This window comes from Algibacter ulvanivorans, assembly GCF_048381495.1.
Lineage (GTDB): Bacteria > Bacteroidota > Bacteroidia > Flavobacteriales > Flavobacteriaceae > Algibacter_B > Algibacter_B ulvanivorans.
In genome coordinates, this window is sequence record NZ_JBLWGD010000006.1 from 138,036 (window position 1) to 157,097 (window position 19,062).

The 19,062-nt window shown below is 31.4% G+C and carries 16 protein-coding genes and 2 tRNA genes; 7 read left to right on the top strand and 11 right to left on the bottom strand.

Annotated elements, in window-relative coordinates; translation table 11 throughout:
- Positions 1 to 31: 31 nt before the first annotated feature.
- The 5 genes from ACNG5D_RS14190 to mutS all read right to left on the bottom strand — a co-directional run bounded on the left by ACNG5D_RS14190 (position 32) and on the right by mutS (position 4,957).
- Entirely contained in the window at positions 32 to 1,237 is a 1,206-nt protein-coding gene (locus tag ACNG5D_RS14190) for a primase-helicase family protein (RefSeq protein WP_418184191.1), read from the bottom strand.
- Between the two features lie 28 nt (positions 1,238 to 1,265).
- The gene (locus ACNG5D_RS14195) at positions 1,266 to 1,553 is read right to left on the bottom strand and encodes a helix-turn-helix domain-containing protein (protein ID WP_418184192.1); all 288 of its coding nucleotides are present in this window, start codon (positions 1,551 to 1,553) and stop codon (positions 1,266 to 1,268) included.
- A 511-nt stretch (positions 1,554 to 2,064) separates the two neighbouring features.
- Positions 2,065 to 2,148 (bottom strand) — tRNA-Leu (locus ACNG5D_RS14200).
- A 26-nt stretch (positions 2,149 to 2,174) separates the two neighbouring features.
- Positions 2,175 to 2,246 (bottom strand) — tRNA-Gly (locus ACNG5D_RS14205).
- A 98-nt stretch (positions 2,247 to 2,344) separates the two neighbouring features.
- Positions 2,345 to 4,957: a DNA mismatch repair protein MutS gene (gene mutS, locus ACNG5D_RS14210; protein ID WP_418184193.1), complete on the bottom strand. Its 2,613-nt coding sequence runs from the start codon at positions 4,955 to 4,957 to the stop codon at positions 2,345 to 2,347.
- Positions 4,958 to 5,121: 164 nt separating this feature from the next.
- On the opposite strand from mutS, the gene ACNG5D_RS14215 reads away from it, so the two are divergent.
- Positions 5,122 to 5,664 carry an RNA methyltransferase gene (locus tag ACNG5D_RS14215; RefSeq protein WP_418184194.1) on the top strand — a complete coding sequence of 181 codons (543 nt, stop codon included), beginning with the start codon at positions 5,122 to 5,124 and terminating at the stop codon, positions 5,662 to 5,664.
- Positions 5,657 to 6,316, top strand: coding sequence for a class I SAM-dependent methyltransferase (locus tag ACNG5D_RS14220; RefSeq protein WP_418184195.1), 660 nt, complete (start codon positions 5,657 to 5,659; stop codon positions 6,314 to 6,316). The genes ACNG5D_RS14215 and ACNG5D_RS14220 overlap by 8 nt, the downstream gene beginning before the upstream one ends.
- A gap of 2 nt (positions 6,317 to 6,318) precedes the next feature.
- Here the strand turns inward: ACNG5D_RS14220 and folK are convergent, their stop codons facing one another.
- Positions 6,319 to 7,449, bottom strand: a complete 1,131-nt coding sequence (folK, locus tag ACNG5D_RS14225; protein WP_418184196.1) for a 2-amino-4-hydroxy-6-hydroxymethyldihydropteridine diphosphokinase — start codon at positions 7,447 to 7,449, stop codon at positions 6,319 to 6,321.
- Between the two features lie 70 nt (positions 7,450 to 7,519).
- Between folK and ACNG5D_RS14230 the strand changes: the two genes are divergently transcribed.
- From ACNG5D_RS14230 to rpsU, 4 genes are all read left to right on the top strand, one after another.
- Positions 7,520 to 8,224, top strand: coding sequence for a queuosine precursor transporter (locus tag ACNG5D_RS14230; protein WP_418184197.1), 705 nt, complete (start codon positions 7,520 to 7,522; stop codon positions 8,222 to 8,224).
- 108 nt (positions 8,225 to 8,332) lie between these two features.
- Positions 8,333 to 11,002 carry an AsmA-like C-terminal region-containing protein gene (locus tag ACNG5D_RS14235; protein ID WP_418184198.1) on the top strand — a complete coding sequence of 890 codons (2,670 nt, stop codon included), beginning with the start codon at positions 8,333 to 8,335 and terminating at the stop codon, positions 11,000 to 11,002.
- 273 nt (positions 11,003 to 11,275) lie between these two features.
- Positions 11,276 to 12,139, top strand: a complete 864-nt coding sequence (locus tag ACNG5D_RS14240; RefSeq protein WP_418184199.1) for a sigma-70 family RNA polymerase sigma factor — start codon at positions 11,276 to 11,278, stop codon at positions 12,137 to 12,139.
- A gap of 100 nt (positions 12,140 to 12,239) precedes the next feature.
- The gene (gene rpsU, locus ACNG5D_RS14245) at positions 12,240 to 12,434 is read left to right on the top strand and encodes a 30S ribosomal protein S21 (RefSeq protein ID WP_418184200.1); all 195 of its coding nucleotides are present in this window, start codon (positions 12,240 to 12,242) and stop codon (positions 12,432 to 12,434) included.
- 60 nt (positions 12,435 to 12,494) lie between these two features.
- On the opposite strand, the gene ACNG5D_RS14250 is transcribed toward rpsU, so the two are convergent.
- Positions 12,495 to 13,289 (bottom strand): DUF2797 domain-containing protein, encoded by a 795-nt coding sequence (locus ACNG5D_RS14250; protein WP_418184201.1) that lies wholly within the window; start codon positions 13,287 to 13,289, stop codon positions 12,495 to 12,497.
- Positions 13,290 to 13,331: 42 nt separating this feature from the next.
- Here ACNG5D_RS14250 and ACNG5D_RS14255 point away from each other — a divergent pair, with 42 nt between their 5' ends.
- Positions 13,332 to 14,846, top strand: coding sequence for a GH3 auxin-responsive promoter family protein (locus ACNG5D_RS14255; RefSeq protein ID WP_418184202.1), 1,515 nt, complete (start codon positions 13,332 to 13,334; stop codon positions 14,844 to 14,846).
- 271 nt (positions 14,847 to 15,117) lie between these two features.
- On the opposite strand, the gene clpX is transcribed toward ACNG5D_RS14255, so the two are convergent.
- The 4 genes from clpX to ACNG5D_RS14275 all read right to left on the bottom strand — a co-directional run bounded on the left by clpX (position 15,118) and on the right by ACNG5D_RS14275 (position 19,060).
- A complete protein-coding gene (gene clpX, locus ACNG5D_RS14260) occupies positions 15,118 to 16,350 on the bottom strand; it encodes an ATP-dependent Clp protease ATP-binding subunit ClpX (protein WP_418184203.1) in 1,233 nt (410 codons plus the stop codon).
- A 72-nt stretch (positions 16,351 to 16,422) separates the two neighbouring features.
- Positions 16,423 to 17,097: an ATP-dependent Clp endopeptidase proteolytic subunit ClpP gene (gene clpP / locus ACNG5D_RS14265; RefSeq protein WP_418184204.1), complete on the bottom strand. Its 675-nt coding sequence runs from the start codon at positions 17,095 to 17,097 to the stop codon at positions 16,423 to 16,425.
- A gap of 143 nt (positions 17,098 to 17,240) precedes the next feature.
- Positions 17,241 to 18,569: a trigger factor gene (gene tig / locus ACNG5D_RS14270; protein ID WP_418184205.1), complete on the bottom strand. Its 1,329-nt coding sequence runs from the start codon at positions 18,567 to 18,569 to the stop codon at positions 17,241 to 17,243.
- Positions 18,570 to 18,712: 143 nt separating this feature from the next.
- Positions 18,713 to 19,060 carry a phage holin family protein gene (locus ACNG5D_RS14275; protein ID WP_418184206.1) on the bottom strand — a complete coding sequence of 116 codons (348 nt, stop codon included), beginning with the start codon at positions 19,058 to 19,060 and terminating at the stop codon, positions 18,713 to 18,715.
- Between the last annotated feature and the right edge of the window lie 2 nt (positions 19,061 to 19,062).

Below are 19,062 nucleotides of genomic sequence, written 5' to 3' on the forward strand. Positions count from 1 at the left end.
GGCTTTAGCCCCAGTAAATACAGTGGTTTCTTCAACCTGTCATCGTATCATCAAAATTTTTAGTTAAAAATGATTTTTGTATCGTAAAATACCTCCCTTTGGCGTCCAATAGATTGATATCGCCATCCGTCCAGACCACAAATTTCTGATAGCTATTAGAGTTGTCCTGGTTGATTAATTTCCAATCTCTTTTCAGTAATCGTCGTAATTGTGTTAAATCTGTTTTTACTCGGGTTTTATTAAGTGCCAGTAATGCATCCATGGGACATAGATGCACCTCGTTTAAATCGAATTTTTCAATAACACTCAACAGAATACTTGCCAGTTCCTTTTCTACTCGGTTACGGTTGTTCTGGACAAGTTTTATTAGTGCTTTGGTTTTTATTTGCTGTGGGGTAAACCACATTCGGGTTAAGTGCTTTGATGCTAGTTCTCTTTGTATCAAATAGTTCATAAAGGCAGGGATTTCTTTAATCAAGTTCTCCAGAAACTGTGTATTCTCCTTTTCTAGCACAGGTACTTTTATAACCCAGAATCGAGTTTCGTTCGCATCAATCTTAATAAAGCTATCTTCGTTATTGCTGCATAGAATAAACTTTCCAAAGAATTCGACTTCCCGTTTATCCTTACCTTTTGCTTCCAACTTATTAATATTAGTGGTGCTCAGATATTTTATGCGCTCTGTGAGTTCTTCTTTATTGAACAGGACCTCATCGATACAGATTAATAGCTTATTTGCCCAATCTGCATTGAATTGACTGCTAAAGCTGTCATTGGTCAAATAGGTCAGGTTGTTTTCAAAGATCTCCTTGAGCCATTTTAAGAAGGTGCTCTTTCCTGTAGAGCGTTCTTTGGACACTAAGCATAGAATGGGCAAAACTTGAATGGGTTTTAGATATAATAATTGAAGATAGTCTAAGCCTAATTCGTAGTGTTTTCCAAAAATGTGTTTTACGAATTTTAAGGAATTCGAAATACCGCCTTCCTTTGGTAATTTTCCCAATGGCGAATAGATATTGTAAAAGCCAAGGTGTTCTTGTTTGAAGTTTATATGGTTAGGCATACAGGTAAAACCATCATATTTAGGAATCTTGCTTAAATGATCCTTACCATGGTCTTGCTTTATAGTCTCCATATTCCAATGGACTAAGATGTCATTAAAATGACCAGCTATTGTCGGGGCTTTAACCTGTTTGTAATAGGACGTACCAACACGTATATAGGGTGTTTTTTTCATGTGAATTGTTTTTTAAATGAAGATTGTCCTATTGTGCTTTATGACGCATGGTATATGCTAAAGCTTCCGCTTCTATATCGTGTTTTGACTTTCGTTTGTTTTGGAGTAACCATTCTACAAGTTTGGCTTTCTCAAAGAAGAGCATTTTTCCGTTGGGTTTGGAGTGTGGGATTCTACCTGAAGCCGTTAGTTTATAAAGGTAGCTTCTGGATATACCTGTATAATCGCAGGCTTCGTCAAAGGTCAATACTTCTTTATGACCTACTAACAGTTTTTCTAAACGATCCAATCGTTCAAGAATTAATAAATTGTCCATTTTTATTGTTTTTAGATTTATAAAATGAACAAAAGCGCTTTTGTTTTCCCTTATGGGATGATTGAAATAAAAGTAAAAAATGCAGCTAGTGAAAGAAGAAAAAAAATCAAATAGTTATTCACATATAATTGATAAACAATAAATTAAACTAAAACACATCAACATTAATGAAAAAATAAAGACAAAAATTTCAGTTGATATCATTAGATGTTAAATGATATTATTTTCTATATTGAAATAATTTAGCATTACGAGTAGCATTACAAGTTATTAACAATAAAAACTGAAGAAGTTATGGAAATAAATATTTGAAAACGCAGATTTAGATTTTGCTTTTATTTAAAATGAAGTACAGTAATATCAAAGTTGACTAACTAGTATTAATAGGTTTTATCATCAAATGGTATCAATTCATATTAATTAATATGACTCTTTATAAAACATTGAAATGTTGTACCTATGTTGTACCTGAATAAAAAAAGCCTTTACAAGAAATCTTGTAAAGGCTTTGTACTGAAGGCGGGACTTGAACCCGCACGACCTAATGGTCATTGGATTTTAAGTCCAACGTGTCTACCAATTCCACCACTTCAGCATTGGTATATTTTAAGAAAGTTTCAGAGCGAAAGACGGGATTTGAACCCGCGACCCCCACCTTGGCAAGGTGGTGCTCTACCCCTGAGCTACTTTCGCAGTCATTTTAATGAACTTGCAATATTGCTATTGCGGATGCAAATTTAAAATATTTCTAGGAACTGCAAAGCCTTTTTGTAAAATAAATTAAAAAAAATTTAAGCTTGCTTTTTTTTTACCAACATACGTTTTATTTCATTTAATTTCATAAGCGCTTCAACTGGCGTAAGTGTGTCAATATCAGTATGTAAAATTTCTTCTTTAATATTTTCTAATAAAGGGTCGTCTAGATTAAAAAAACTTAGCTGCATTTCATCTTTTATAGATTTTACTTTATCTGTAAGCTCTTCGCTTGAATGAGAATGCTCTAATTTCTTCAAAATTTTATTTGCTCTATATAAAACTTGCTGTGGCATTCCTGCCATTTTAGCTACATGAATACCAAAACTATGTGCGCTGCCGCCTTCTACAAGTTTTCTTAAAAATAATACATTATCTTCTAGCTCTTTTACTGAAACATTAAAGTTCTTTATACGTTTAAAAGTTTCGCTCATTTCATTAAGCTCATGGTAATGTGTTGCAAACAACGTTTTAGGCTTTGTTGGGTGTTCGTGTAAATATTCGCTTATAGCCCAAGCTATAGAAATACCATCATAGGTGCTTGTGCCTCTTCCTATTTCATCAAGTAAAACCAAACTTCTATTAGATATGTTATTTAATATAGATGCTGTTTCATTCATCTCGACCATAAAGGTAGACTCACCCATAGAAATGTTATCGCTAGCCCCTACTCTAGTAAAAATTTTATCGACCAATCCTATTCGAGCTTCCTTTGCAGGCACAAAACTTCCTATTTGAGCCAACAAAACGATTAATGCTGTTTGCCTTAAAATGGCCGACTTACCAGACATATTTGGCCCTGTAATCATAATAATTTGTTGGTCGGCTCTATCTAAAAACACATTATTAGCTATATATGCATCTCCAATAGGCAACTGTTTTTCTATTACAGGGTGTCTACCATCTTTTATATCTAAATCGTAAGAATTATCGAGTGTTGGATAAACATAATTATTGTCTTTTGCTAACTGCGCAAACCCACACAAGCAATCTATTTGCCCAACTAAATAAGCGTTTTGTTGTACTGGCTTTATATATTGATTCATCCAGGAAACTAATTCGGTAAACAATTGCTGCTCGATAGCTTGAATTCTATCTTCGGCACCTAAAATTTTGGCTTCGTATTCTTTTAACTCTTCGGTTATATAACGTTCTGCGCTTACTAATGTTTGTTTACGTATCCACTCTTGCGGAACTTTATCTTTATGTGTGTTTCTAACTTCTATATAATACCCAAACACATTATTTGATGCTATTTTAAGCGATGTAATACCCGTACGCTCACTTTCGCGCTCTAACATTTTGTCTAGATAATCTTTACCTGATTTTGATAGGTTTCTTAATTCATCTAATTCTGAAGAAAAACCAGTAGCAATACTGTTTCCTTTTAAAACATTTACTGGGGCATCTTCACTTAAAGTTTCCTTTATTTTTTCTCGTAAAACATTACAGCTTTGAAGCGTATCGCCTATTATTCTTAATGCTTCATTATCGCAATTTGAAGCCAACGATTTTATTGGAACAATAGCTTCTAAAGAGTTTTTAAGTTGAATAACTTCTTTTGGATTTACTTTACCTGTTGCTATTTTTGAAATTAATCGCTCTAAATCTCCAATATGCTTAATATGATTTTGAATTTTTTGAAGCACATCATCCTTTTTAGTTAAAAAATTTACAACTTCGTGTCGTTGTTTAATTTTATCAACATGCTTTAATGGTAATGCCAACCAACGTTTTAACAACCTACCTCCCATTGGTGATATGGTTTTATCTATAACGTTTAAAAGTGTTACGGCGTTATTGTTTGTTGAGTTATAAAGCTCTAAATTTCTAATGGTAAACCTATCCATCCAAACATAATCATCTTCGGCAATTCTAGATATAGAGGTAATATGTTGCAGTTTATGGTGTTGTGTTTCTCCTAAATAATGCAGAATAGATCCTGATGCTATTACGCCTTCATACAAATCTTCTACACCAAAGCCTTTTAAGGTTTTTGTATTAAAATGTTTTATTAAAGTTTCGTAAGCATAATCTGTTTGATAAACCCAATCTTCTAAATAAAAGGTATGAAAGTCTTCACCAAAAGTTTCATTAAACAAATTGCGCTTTTGCTTAGATACCAAAACTTCGCTTGGATTAAAATTTTGAAGCAATTTATCAATATACTCAGCATTACCTTGCGAGGTTAAAAACTCGCCTGTAGAAATATCTAAAAACGAAATACCTATTTGCTTTTTATCAAAATACACAGAACACAAAAAGTTATTAGATTTAGATACTAACACCTCATCGTTTAAAGCTACACCTGGAGTTACTAATTCTGTAACACCACGTTTTACAATGGTTTTTGTTTGTTTTGGGTCTTCTAACTGATCGCAAATAGCCACACGCTCTCCAGCTTTTACTAATTTTGGCAAATATGTATTTAAAGAATGATGAGGAAAGCCAGCTAACTCGGTTTCACTTTCGCTACCGGCTCCTCTTTTGGTTAAAATAATCCCCAAAATTCCTGCTGCTTTTACGGCATCGTTTCCAAAGGTTTCATAAAAATCGCCAACTCGAAACAATAGCAATGCATCTGGGTACTTTGCTTTTATTGCGTTATACTGTTTCATTAACGGCGTTACTTTTTTTGTTTTTTTAGCCAATTGGAATGTTATTTTTAAATGTTATTTTTGACAAAATTGTAGCATGCAATGTACTATTAATTTCAAGTGTTTTGAAGTTGATTTTATAGAAGTTATCTACAATTGTATAGAGATTTCAACAAAAAAGAAGTTTCCAAATTTCGTGGAAACAAAAAATACCTTAAATGAGAAAATTAAAAAACAGCGAGTTAGATAGGCTTAGTGTTAATGCTTTTAAACAAGCCAAAAAAACACCCATAATTATTGTGCTAGATAATATTAGAAGTTTAAACAATATTGGCTCTGTTTTTAGAACTAGTGATGCTTTTCTAATTGAAAAAATTTACCTCTGTGGTATTACAGCTACGCCGCCCAATAAAGACATCCATAAAACCGCCTTAGGAAGTACAGATACTGTTAACTGGGAATATATTGAAAACACAATTGACATTATAGAAAAACTAAAATCTGAAAGCGTAACAATTTGCGCTGTTGAACAGGCCGAAAACTCGACCATGCTTAACAACTTTAAAGTTAAAACAAATACCAAATACGCGCTTGTTTTTGGTAACGAAGTAAAAGGCGTTTCGCAAAATGTAGTAAACAATAGCGATGTTGTTATTGAGATACCTCAATTTGGCACCAAACACTCTTTAAATATTTCTGTAAGTTGTGGTGTTGTGGTTTGGGATGTTTTTAGCAAACTTAAAAACCATACTATTGGCTAAAAAAAATAAACAACCTTGGCCAACAAAAGATGTTATGAATCAAATTTATGACATGAAGCTTTGGGGCGGAAAAAACACAACCTTTTATTCTGGTTTTGGATCGCACAATTTGGATATTATAACACCATATTTAGAACAAGTAATTCAATTTTTAAACTCGCACGAAAAGCCGTTAACGGTGTGCGATTTAGGTTGTGGCGATTTTAACATCGGCAAACACTTAACTAAACACACAAAACAATATTACGCCATAGATATTGTTGAAAAACTTATTAATAGAAACAAAAAACTATATAACCAAAACAACTTAAAGTTTTACTGCTTAGATATTTCAAAAGATAAATTACCTAGTGCAGATTGCATTATTCTTAGGCAAGTGCTACAACACTTATCTAACAATGAAATTAAAAACATAATAAAACAAATGGCTGTTTACAAATACATAATATTAACCGAGCATATACCAACAGGAGTATTTACAGCTAATAAAGACATTATTTCTGGCCAGGGTATTAGGCTAAAACAAAATAGCGGTGTAAACCTATTAACACCTCCTTTTAACTTAAAAATTAAAGACAAAAAAACAATTAACGAATATACTTTAGAGAATAATAAAGGAAAAATTTCAACTATTCTGTATACTGTTTTTTAATGTTACACTTCAGAAATTTCTCCTAAAAGCCACAAATAATCTTCTCTGTTTTCAACAAAATCTTTATCAGACACATCAATAATTTTTACATTAAAATCTTTTTGTGTTTTTAAAAAATCTAAATAACCTGCATTAATTTTCTCAAGATAATCATTAGCTATATTTTGCTCGTAATCGCGCCCTCGTTTTTTTATATTTTGCTGTAACCTTTCGGTGTTTTGGTATAAATAAATATATAATTCTGGCTTAGCCATATCTTTATACATTAAATAAAATAGTTTTCTGTATAACTTAAACTCGTCTCCATTTAATGTTATTTTCGAAAAAATTAGCGATTTAAAAACATCGTAATCACTAACTATAAAATCTTTAAACAAATCTAGTTGCGCTAAATCATCAGATATTTGCTGGTAACGGTCGGCTAAAAAAGACATTTCTAAAGTAAAAGCATACCGCGATGCATCCTCATAAAATTTTGGCAAAAACGGATTGTCTGCAAAACGCTCTAAAATTAATTTTGCATTAAAATCGAGTGCCATTTTAGTAGCTAAACTTGTTTTTCCGGCTCCTATATTCCCTTCAATAGCTATAAAATTAAATCTAGAAAAATTGTATTGTTTGCTAGGCTTTTTTAACCAAATATTAATTGGTTCTAGTACAGAATTATCTTCACATTCGGCTAACAAAACAGATACTTCTTTATTCAATACAGGGTGGCTTACTTTTGAAGCAATATCGTTAAGTGGCATTAAAACAAACTTACGTTTACTCATTTCTGGATGAGGCAATTGTAAGGTTTCGGTATTAATAATATTGTTTTCTGCAAAAACTATATCCAAATCTATAGTTCTAGCTTCGTAAGTATTTGTTTTTGTTCTGTTTCTTCCTAAAGTTGTTTCTATTTTAAGCAACATTTCTAAAACCTTTTGGGGTTCTAAAAAGCTTTCTAAAACCAAACAACAATTTAAAAAATCGGCGCTTTCAAAACCAAAAGCAGGCGACTTATAAACCTTCGAAATTAGCTTAACATTACCAACTTGCACATACATAGCATCAATAGCTAACTGTAAGTTTTTAAACTTATCGCCTTTGTTGCTTCCTAAAGCTATATGATATATTTTGGGTTTCATCATGAAAAAGCAAAATAACTAAAACAATTTTTAAAACTTTATATTTACAGAACCTATTTATTCACAATTATTAATGACAATAAAAAACAAACTTGCTGCACAACGTATTTATTTCCTTCTAGGCGGCTTATTTATTACTTCGTTAGTCGTATCTAACTTAATTTTTCAAAAATTTTTTTATTGGTATCCCTTCAATATTGAAATATTTGGCAGTAAACTTTTCGAAATATCGGTTGGTATTTTACCATACCCAATTACCTTTTTAATTACCGATTTAATAAGTGAAATTTATGGCAAGAAACGCGCTAACGATGTGGTTAAAATTGGAATTTTCGCCTCTGTTTTTTCATTATTAATCATCCTTATTGCCGATGCTGTTCCTGCTACTTCATGGTCTTACGTTAAAGACAATACATTTAAAACCGTTTTTGGAAACTCTATAATTGCAGTTTTTGCTAGCATGCTAACCTATTTATTTGCTCAGTTTGTAGATATACAAGTTTACCATTTCTGGAAACAACTAACGCAAGGTAAGCACCTTTGGTTACGAAACAATTTTTCTACATGGTTTTCTCAATTTGTAGACACGTTTACTATTGTTTTTTTACTTTGCTGCTTTGGCATAATTGACTGGATAAACTTTAAAGGACTTCTGGTAAGTGGTTTTTTATTTAAAGTTTTAATTGCCCTTATAGATACTCCATTTTTATATTTAGGCGTGTATTTGTTTAGAAAACGATTTAACCTAAAACTTAATGAAGAAATAAACTTATTGTAATTAATATGCTTTAATATTATTAGTGTTTAGGTTAAATTTTTATTAAACTTTTTAATTACTTAAACCTAAATTTAATCTCTCTCGTATATTTATATAAAACCTTTTTTTATGAAAAAAGCCTTTAAAATTATTGGCATTACATTACTTATAATAGTTGCGCTTTTAATAGCAATTCCGTTTGCATTTCAAGGACAAATAAAAGATATAGTAAAGCAGTTTATAAACGACAACCTTAATGCGCAAGTAGAATTTAGCGATGTTTCTTTAAGCCTTATAAAAAGTTTTCCGCAAGCACATGTTAATGTAAACAACTTAGTTATTACTAATTTTGAACCCTTTAACAACGAAACCTTTGCTACGGTTAAAGATGTTTCGTTTACTATGAATATTACCGAAATTTTTAAAACCACCAAAGAAGCCCCAATTGTAGTTAACTCTATTACTGTTGATGAAGCTCTTTTAACTTTAAAAACCGATAAATTTGGAAACAACAACTACGATATTACAAAAGAAGATACCAACAAAAACACCTCGACAGAAACCGAAACGAGTAGTTTTTCATTTAGTATTGAAGACTACCAAATAAAAAATAGCGCTCTTACTTATATTGATGATGTTTCAAAAACACTAATTCATGTTACCGAATTAAATCATGAAGGTCATGGTACATTTTCAACCGAAATCTCAGAGCTAGATACCAGTAGTGAAGCCAATGTTAGTTTTACATTGGATAGCACAAATTACTTAAGCAGTAACCCTATTAAACTAAACGCATTAATTGCCCTAGATTTAAAAAATAACAAATACTCCTTTAAAGAAAACAAAGGATACATAAACGATTTACCAATAGAGTTTCAAGGTTATGTACAACAGTTAGATAATGGCCAAGACATTAATATATCGTTCGAAAATCCAGGCTCAGATTTTAAAAACTTTTTGGCAGTAATACCAAAAGTTTATTCAAAAAACATTGAAAATGTAAAAACTACAGGACATTTTAAAATAAAAGGACTTATTAAAGGATTAAGCACAGACGAAACCATTCCTAATTTAGATATTAGTTTAACATCAAACAACGCCTCTTTTCAATATCCAGACTTACCAAAAGGCGTAAAAAACATAGCTATAAATACAGAAATAAAGAATACTACTGGGCAAGTTAACGATACTTATATCGATATAAAAACATTAAACTTTAAAATTGATGACGATGTTTTTAAATCATCAGCCACTATTAAAAACATTACAAAAAACATACTTATTAATGCCCATATAGATGGTGTATTAAACCTAGGCAATATAACTAAAGCTTACCCAATAGAGCTAGACCATACATTAACAGGCATATTAAAAGCAAAACTAAATACAACTTTTGATATGAACGCGATAGAAACCAATACATACACCCGAATAAAAAACAACGGTTCGGCTAGTATTTCCAATTTTGTATTCTCATCTCAAGATATTGTAAACCCTATTCATATCTCTCAAGCAGATATAGAATTTAATCCAACAGCTGTTTCACTTAATAATTTTAAGGCTAAAACTGGCCAAAGCGATTTAAATGCCACAGGAACAATAAACAATTTACTTGGCTTTTTATTAAGCGACAATACACTAAAAGGAAACTTTAATGTAACATCTAACCTTTTTAAGGTAAGCGATTTTATGACTGAAGATGAAACCGCTCCAACCGAAAACAAAACCACAAGCGATACCGAATCTTTAAAAATCCCAGCATTTTTAGACTGCACTATAAATGCAAACGCAAAAACTGTAGTTTACGATAATATTAACCTAAAAAACGTAACAGGAAAACTTACTATTAAAGACCAACAAGCCACCTTACAAGACATGAAATCTAGCATTTTTAATGGAGGCTTATCCATATCTGGCGATATATCGACAAAAGAAACTACGCCTACATTTAATTTAAATTTAGGAGCTCATAATTTTGACATTTCAGAGTCGTTTAAAGGCTTAGAGTTACTTCAAAATTTAGCCCCAATAGCAAAACTATTACAAGGAAAACTAAATACAAATATTAATTTATCAGGAAAGCTTAACAAAGAGTTCTTACCAGATTTAAGCAGTATTTCTGGCGATGCTCTTGCCGAATTATTAGCAACAAGAATAAACGCTAACCAAAGTCAATTAATAACAAAACTTGATGGCGCTTTAAACTTTATAGATTTTAACAAACTAAACTTAAAAGACTTAAAAACCAAGCTGGCGTTTGCCAACGGAAAAGTAAGTGTAAAACCATTCGATTTAAAATATCAAGATATTAGCATTAGTATTTCTGGCTCACATGGTTTCGATCAAACCATAGATTATAATGCCGTATTTAATGTACCAGCAAAATATTTAGGCAGCGACATTAATAGATTAATTGGTAAAATAAACGATAACCAAGTTAATAACATAACAATTCCTGTTACAGCTAATATTGGCGGAAACTTTACAAACCCAAGTGTTAAAACCGATTTAAGTAGTGGTATTTCTAACCTTACAAAACAACTCGTAGAAATTGAAAAACAAAAACTACTAAACCAAGGTAAAGACAAAGTAAAAAACCTAATTGGAGATGTAATAGGCAGCAATAAAACCAAAACAGACTCGGCTAAACAACAACAAAATAACACCATTAAAAATGTTTTAGGTGGTATTATAGAAAATAACAAAACTACCGATACAACTAAAACAAAAACAAAAGATGCCGTTAAAAACGCATTAAGCAACCTACTTAGAAAAAAAGAAAAAGATACGGTTAACTAATATAACAGTATAAGGCTTTACATTACAACCTTTAACAGATATAAAGCAAAAGTCTTTTTTAAATACAAACTAAATAGCTTACTTAAATTTGCTAGAACTTTTAACACCCTATTTAAAACTATTAAACACAAATAAGCTTGTTTTTTAAAAAAACTGCTATTTTCATTCAATTTTAGCCTATTTTAACTCATTTTTAAACTAAAACAGTCGTTTTTTTGGTTTTTTCAACTTTTTTGCTATATTATAAATTACGTTTAATCTTAAATGAAATACATGAGGCAATTAAAAATCACAAAACAAGTTACAAACAGAGCATCTAAATCGTTAGACAAATATCTTCAAGATATTAGCAAAATACCTTTAATTACTGCCGAAGAAGAGGTTAACTTAGCCCAACGCATAAAAAAAGGCGATCAAAAAGCTCTAGATACACTTACAAAAGCCAACTTAAGGTTTGTGGTTTCGGTTTCAAAACAATATCAAAATCAAGGTTTAACACTACCCGACTTAATAAACGAAGGCAATGCTGGATTAGTAAAAGCCGCAAAACGTTTTGATGAAACTAGAGGCTTCAAATTTATATCGTATGCCGTTTGGTGGATTAGACAGTCCATACTATCGGCATTAGCCGAGCAATCTCGTATTGTAAGATTACCTTTAAATAAAATTGGATCTATAAGCAAAATAAATAAGGCCTATTCGCATTTAGAACAAGCACACGAAAGACCTCCTAGCGCTCATGAAATTGCTAAAACACTCGATTTATCGGTTAATGACGTAAAGCAATCTATGAAAATTTCTGGCAGACACCTATCTATGGATGCCCCTTTTAAAGAAGGAGAAACATCAAACCTTTACGATGTTGTACAAGGTGAAGAATCTCCAAGACCCGATGCTGAATTAATGAAAAATTCGCTAACTGTTGAAGTTAATCGTGCGTTAGATACTTTATCTGAAAAAGAAGCTGAAGTTATTAGGCATTATTTTGGTATTAGTGTAAAATCGCCTAAAAGCCTTCAAGAAATTGGTGATGCATTTGGGTTAACCCGAGAGCGAGTTCGTCAAATACGAGAAAAAGGCATTCGTAAACTACGACACACATCAAAAAACAAAGTTTTAAAAACATATTTAGGTTAAATTTAAAAAACAAAGTTTCTATTTATTAGGTTTTTATATATAAAAGCTGCAAATTTGCAAACCATTTTAGATTTTAAGAAAAAGTACAAAATAAAAGCATATGTTAAAAATTATAGTTAAAGATGGTGAAAACATCGAAAGAGCACTAAAACGCTACAAAAGAAAGCATAGAAACATAAAAGTAATGCAAAACTTAAGAGATGGTCAATTTTTTACAAAACCTTCTGTAAAAAGACGTCGCGAAGTTCAAAAAGCAGCTTACATCCAAAGTTTAAGAGACCAAGAAGATATTTAATCTTTTACGCTTTTTTAAAACATATAAAAATCCTCTTTACACATGTGCAAAGAGGATTTTTTAATTTATAGCTATATTAACTACCAAACCTTCATTAGCTCTAACATTAAAAACGGTTTGATCTTCAAAAATTAAATACTGCCCTTTTATACCAACTAATTTACCAGTATACAATTGAGATTTTTTAATATTTAAACTTTTTGGTTTCTCTGGGTACTTATTAACAGGAAAATTAATATTAGTTTCTTTATTATTTTCAATAAAATAAACCTTAACATCATCGGGAATATGAACTTTTATACGTTCGCGCCATTCTACTAAATTTTCGTCTTCAATATCATTTTTTAGCATTTTACGCCAATTGGTTTTATCTGCCACATAATCTTTTAAAGCGACTTCTGTAATACCTGCTAAATATCTATTTGGAACTTCTACAATTTCTATGGCCTCATGTGCCCCCTGATCTATCCAACGAGTTGGCACTTGACTTTTTCGTGTTACACCCACTTTTACGTTACTTGAATTTGCTAAATATACAATATGCGGTTGGAGCTGGGCTTTTTTCTCATATTCTAAATCTCGATCTTCAATTCCTAAATGTGCGGTACTTAATTCTGGGCGCATAATCCAATCGCCTGCTCTAGCCGTATCATAAAAACATTGTTTATCAAAGCCTTGCCTAAAAATAGGTTTATCTAATCCGCAATTTAAGCATTGGTATTTAACAAATTGAATGGTTATTGTTTTATCTAATAGTTGATTCATATTTATAAAATCGTTTTCAAAAACTAAATAGTATTGAATAGGACTTTCAAACTCGGTTGCCATTTTTGTTAAAACACCTTGGTAGGTCATAAAAAAAAGTATTATTTTTAAAAAAATAAAGATAGAATAAATATGCCAATTCCCTTAGTTAATTCTATTGCATCCTGGTTTTTAAAAAAACGATTTCATCAAATTGAATTGTTTTTAAAATACCCTAACGAAGTGCAAAACGAACTCTTATTAAGCTTATTAGATTTTGCAAAATATACTGAAATTGGCAAACAATACGATTTTGCTTCAATAAAAAATTACGAAACTTTTGCCGAGCGTGTTCCTATTAAAAATTATGATGGCTGGCAAGATGTTATTGAGCGCTCCAGACAAGGCGAAAATAATATATTTTGGCCAACGCCTATAAAATGGTTTGCAAAATCGAGTGGTACAACAAGATCAAAAAGTAAATTTATACCGGTAAGTGAAGAATCGCTTGAAGATTGCCACTATGCAGCAAGTAAAGATTTGCTGTGTATGTACCTAAATAACAATGAAAACTCGCAACTTTTTAATGGTAAAAGCTTGCGCTTAGGTGGAAGCAAAGAGCTTTATAAAGAAAACGGAACAGCCTTTGGAGATTTATCGGCTATACTCATTGACAATATGCCTTTTTGGGCAGAGTTTAGCAGTACGCCAAGTAGCAAAGTATCTTTAATGAGCGATTGGGAACACAAAATGCAAGCCATTGTTAACGAAACTATTAATGAGAATGTTACCAGCTTAGCGGGTGTTCCGTCTTGGATGTTAGTTTTACTCAATAATGTTTTAGAAACCACAGCAAAAAAAAGCCTGCATGATGTTTGGCCAAATTTAGAAGTTTATTTTCATGGCGGTGTAAGTTTTACGCCTTATAAAGACCAGTATAAAAAAATACTACCCAAAAAGAGCTTTAAATATTATGAAATTTATAATGCTTCAGAAGGTTTCTTTGCTATTCAAGACCAAAATAACTCTTCCGAATTATTACTTATGCTTGACTATGGGATTTTTTACGAATTTATTCCTATGGATGTGTATGCCACTGCTAATGAAAAAGCCATTCCGCTTAGCGAAGTTAAATTAAATGTAAATTATGCTGTAATCATTACAACCAATGCTGGACTTTGGCGTTATAAAATTGGTGATACCGTTAGGTTTACTTCTTTAAATCCTTACAGAATAAAAATTTCTGGACGTACCAAACACCATATAAATGTATTTGGTGAAGAATTAATTATTGAAAATGCTGAAAGCGCACTAAAAAAAGTTTGTAAACGTACCAAAGCTGAAATAGTAGACTTTACTGCTGCGCCTATTTTTATGCAAGGGAAAGAAAAAGGAGCTCATGAGTGGCTTATAGAATTTAAAACGCCACCAAAAGACATTGACTATTTTAACGAATTGTTTGATAATGCTTTAAAAGCTTTAAATTCTGATTATGAAGCAAAACGCTACAACAACATTACACTAAATAAACCAAAAATTAACATAGCTAGACAACAATTATTTCATGATTGGTTAAAACAAAATGACAAATTAGGCGGACAACATAAAATACCGCGCCTATCAAACACCAGAGATTATATTGACGATTTATTAAAATTAAACGCTTAGCCAAAAACTATTTTTACAAACAAATTACATCGATTAAAAACAGCTCTATCGATAAGATGTAACCTTTAAAGTTTTTTAAACGAGTATTTCGTCTTATAGTCTAAAAGGTGCTAAAACACTTTTGTCTTACTATATATTAAGTATACTTTTACTCCAGTTTTAAAAAAAACATATACACTTTATATATAGAATATTCATTTATTAATTAATTTTCCTTAAATATAAAAACCACGCTAATTAGCGTGGTTTTTATGTATTATTTATAAATTTTTTACGAAACTGCCTTTAATTTCTTTAAAGTAGTTTTAGTTAATTTCTCTTCTGCATAGGCTTTAGTAACGTTTAATTTTTTCTCGTTACTACTTGGAAGCTCAAACATGGCATCGGTTAAAATTTCTTCACATAAAGAACGTAAACCTCTAGCACCTAACTTATACTCGATAGCCTTATTAACAATAAACCCTAAAGCGCCATCGGTTATAGAAAAATCTATTTCATCCATTTCGAACAGCTTTTTATATTGCTTGATAATGGCATTTTTAGGCTCGGTTAAAATAGCTCTTAAAGTATCTGCATCTAACGGATCCATATAAGTTAATACTGGTAAACGCCCTATAATTTCTGGTATTAAACCAAAGTCTTTTAAATCTTTAGGTATAATATATTGTAGTAAATGATTTTGATCTACAACATCATCAGACATGGAAGCGCTATAACCAACAGCTTGCATATTTAATCGTTTAGAAATTACACGCTCAATACCATCAAACGCTCCTCCTGCTATAAATAAAATATTTTCTGTATTTACTTCAATAAATTTTTGGTCTGGATGTTTACGTCCGCCTTTCGGTGGAACATTAACAACTGTACCTTCTAAAAGTTTTAATAAGGCTTGCTGAACACCTTCACCAGATACATCGCGTGTTATTGATGGGTTATCGCTTTTGCGAGCAATTTTATCAATTTCATCAATAAAAACAATGCCTTTTTCTGCCTTTTCTAGGTTATAATCGGCTGCTTGTAATAAGCGTGTTAAAATACTTTCTACATCTTCACCAACATAACCTGCTTCGGTTAAAACTGTAGCATCAACAATGGCTAATGGTACATTTAACATTTTAGCAACTGTTTTTGCCATTAATGTTTTACCTGTACCGGTTTGACCAACCATAATGATATTACTTTTTTGAATATCGATATCGTCTTTTGATGGAGGTTGTAACAATCTTTTATAATGATTATATACAGCAACAGACATTACCTTTTTAGTGGCGCCTTGCCCAATAATATACTCATCTAGAAATTCTTTTATTTGCTGTGGTTTACGAAGTTTTAACTCCGCAGATAAATCACTACTATCACTTTGTTTAGATTCTTCTAATACAATACCATGCGCTTGCTCTATACATCTGTCGCATATGTGAGCGTCTAACCCTGCTATTAACAAGTTTGTTTCGGGCTTTTTACGACCACAAAACGAGCATTCTAATTCTTCCTTTGCCATTAATCATATCTATTTTTTGGGAACATGCTATTATAAATCCCTGTAAAACAATTCTTTAAAATTACGAATAATTTATTTACGAGCCAAAATCTCGTCAATCATTCCATACTCTTTAGCTTTATCGGCTTTCATCCAATAATCTCTATCACTATCTTGATATACTTTATCGTAATCCTGGCCAGAATGCTTGCTTATAATTTTATAAAGCTCTTCTTTTAAAATCAGGATTTCTCTAGCTGTAATTTCTATATCGCTAGCTTGACCTTGGGCTCCGCCTAAGGGTTGATGAATCATAACTCGAGAGTGAGTTAACCCGCTACGCTTTCCTTTTTCGCCAGCGCATAATAAAACCGCTCCCATTGATGCAGCCATACCTGTACAAATTGTAGCTACATCTGGTTTTATAAACTGCATGGTATCGTATATACCTAAACCTGCATAAACACTTCCTCCTGGTGAATTGATGTAAATTTGAATATCTTTATTTGCATCTGTACTTTCTAAAAATAAAAGTTGTGCTTGTACAATATTTGCTACTTGATCGTTAATTCCGGTACCTAAAAAAATGATTCTATCCATCATTAAACGAGAAAACACGTCAAATACAGCAATATTCATTTGTCGTTCTTCAATAATGTTTGGGGTTAGGTTTGTTGGGTACATACTGCTTATAATTTTATTGTAATATGTACTGCTAATACCTTGATCTTTTATCGCGAATTTTTCAAACTCTTTTGCGTAATCCATAATCTTTTTCTGTATTTTTTTAATTAAACTCCTGACTTACACAGAAATGAGTTTATATATGTTAAATTTAAAATTATTTTTTTAATAAAAAAGCGCTTAAACCCATAGATTTAAGCGCTTAAATATAAGCAATTTTAATTTATTTATTTGTCGCCGTAAACTTCTTTAACAAAGTTTTCGTAACTTAATTCTTTAACTTTAAGATTTGCTTTTTCTTTATAAACTTCTAGTAATTTTTGGCTTACTAATTGTTCTGAGATTCTGCGTGCTTCATCTTGGTTTCCTAAAACTCGTGCTGCAATATCGTCAAGCTCTTTATCTGAAGGATTCATTTGACCAAATTGTGCCATTTGTGCTTTAATCATTTCTCTGGCATGATTTTTAATATCATCCATAGTAACTTGAATATTGTTATCTTCAATTAACTTACCTTCAATTAATTGGTAACGTAAGCTTTTTTCAGATTTTTCGTATTCTTCTTTAGCTTGTACAGCATCCATTTCTTTTTCGCCTGCAGTTTGCATCCATTTTGTTAAGAATTCTGCTGGTAAATCGAATTTTGTATTTTCTACTAAGTATTCAGTAACATCGTTTAGCAGCTTTTGGTCTGCTTGCTGAACGAATTGTTTTTCTGCATCTTCCTTAATTTTGTCTTTTAATTCTGTTACCGATGTTACAGTTTTAGGACCAAATACTTTATCAAATAATTCTTGATCTAAATCTGCTAACTGGCGCTCGTTAATTTCAGAAATTGTAAAATTCACTTCAATATCTAATCCATGAACATCATCATGGCTTAGCTTTAATGCGTGCATTAGTTCATGCTCATCATTAAAAAGGCCTTTAGTTTTTAATGTTATTACATCGCCAACTTTAGCCCCTACAAACTGTTTTGCTGTTGCTTTTCCTTTAAATTTATCTAAAGTAAGTGTTACTGTATTGTCAATTTCTTTTTCTTCGTTTGTATAAGCTCCTGTAATTTCGCTGTCTTTTTCAACGGTTTCTTGAGGCACTAATTTTCCGTATTGCTTTTGGATACGCTCTACTTGCTCATCAATCATTTTATCATCTGCAACAATATTGTATTGCGTAATTGCTTTTTTACTCTTTAATTCTACATCGAATTCTGGAGCTAGACCTAATTCGAATTCGAAAGAAAATTTATCGGCATCCCAATCAATATCATCTTGTGGTTTTGGTAATGGTTGCCCAAGTACGTCTAACTTTTCTTCTGTTAAATACTTGTTTAAAGCATCTTGTAAAAGCTTGTTTACCTCATCAACTAATACAGCTTTTCCGTATTGCTTTTTTACCATTCCCATTGGCACATGACCTTTTCTAAAACCAGGAATATTTGCTGTTTTACGGTAATCTGTTAAGATTTTTTCAACTTTATCGCTATAATCTTCTTTAGCGATATCTACTTTTACTACAGCATTTAATGCATCAACGTTTTCTCTTGTAATATTCATTTTAAACGATATAAAGCCTTAAATCAGGCATTTAACAATAAAAGGTTCTTTTAAAAACCTATAATTTTTTGCTACCAAAATTGGGATGCAAAAATAGTATATTTTTACATCCTAGCAAAGTTTTTAATTGCTTGATTTTTAAGCTATTTTTTATCGGTTTTTAAGAAGGATTGTAAAAGCGATTGAAGTATGGACAATAAAATGCTAAAAAGAATAGCCCACCAAATGCTAGCCACAGAAAAACCGTCTATAAATTTATCTGCCAAAAGAATTATTAGCCCGTTAATTACTAGTAAAAACAAACCTAGTGTTATTATGGTTACTGGCAATGTTAAAATAACTAAAAGCGGTTTTACTAATAGGTTTAAAATTGAAAGCACAAGTGCAACTACAATAGCTGTTACATAACTATCTACTTGTACTCCTGTTAATATATTTGCTAGTGCAAAAACTGCTATAGCATTTAATAAAAGTTTTAAAATTAATTTCATAG

Coding starts and splice junctions, on each gene's coding strand:
- ACNG5D_RS14190 (WP_418184191.1), bottom strand. CDS start 1,237: ATGAAAAAAACACCCTATATACGTGTTGGTACGTCCTATTACAAACAG.
- ACNG5D_RS14195 (WP_418184192.1), bottom strand. CDS start 1,553: ATGGACAATTTATTAATTCTTGAACGATTGGATCGTTTAGAAAAACTG.
- ACNG5D_RS14215 (WP_418184194.1), top strand. CDS start 5,122: ATGAGAAAATTAAAAAACAGCGAGTTAGATAGGCTTAGTGTTAATGCT.
- folK (WP_418184196.1), bottom strand. CDS start 7,449: ATGATGAAACCCAAAATATATCATATAGCTTTAGGAAGCAACAAAGGC.
- ACNG5D_RS14230 (WP_418184197.1), top strand. CDS start 7,520: ATGACAATAAAAAACAAACTTGCTGCACAACGTATTTATTTCCTTCTA.
- ACNG5D_RS14235 (WP_418184198.1), top strand. CDS start 8,333: ATGAAAAAAGCCTTTAAAATTATTGGCATTACATTACTTATAATAGTT.
- ACNG5D_RS14240 (WP_418184199.1), top strand. CDS start 11,276: ATGAGGCAATTAAAAATCACAAAACAAGTTACAAACAGAGCATCTAAA.
- rpsU (WP_418184200.1), top strand. CDS start 12,240: ATGTTAAAAATTATAGTTAAAGATGGTGAAAACATCGAAAGAGCACTA.
- ACNG5D_RS14250 (WP_418184201.1), bottom strand. CDS start 13,289: ATGACCTACCAAGGTGTTTTAACAAAAATGGCAACCGAGTTTGAAAGT.
- ACNG5D_RS14255 (WP_418184202.1), top strand. CDS start 13,332: ATGCCAATTCCCTTAGTTAATTCTATTGCATCCTGGTTTTTAAAAAAA.
- clpX (WP_418184203.1), bottom strand. CDS start 16,350: ATGGCAAAGGAAGAATTAGAATGCTCGTTTTGTGGTCGTAAAAAGCCC.
- clpP (WP_418184204.1), bottom strand. CDS start 17,097: ATGGATTACGCAAAAGAGTTTGAAAAATTCGCGATAAAAGATCAAGGT.
- tig (WP_418184205.1), bottom strand. CDS start 18,569: ATGAATATTACAAGAGAAAACGTTGATGCATTAAATGCTGTAGTAAAA.
- ACNG5D_RS14275 (WP_418184206.1), bottom strand. CDS start 19,060: ATGAAATTAATTTTAAAACTTTTATTAAATGCTATAGCAGTTTTTGCA.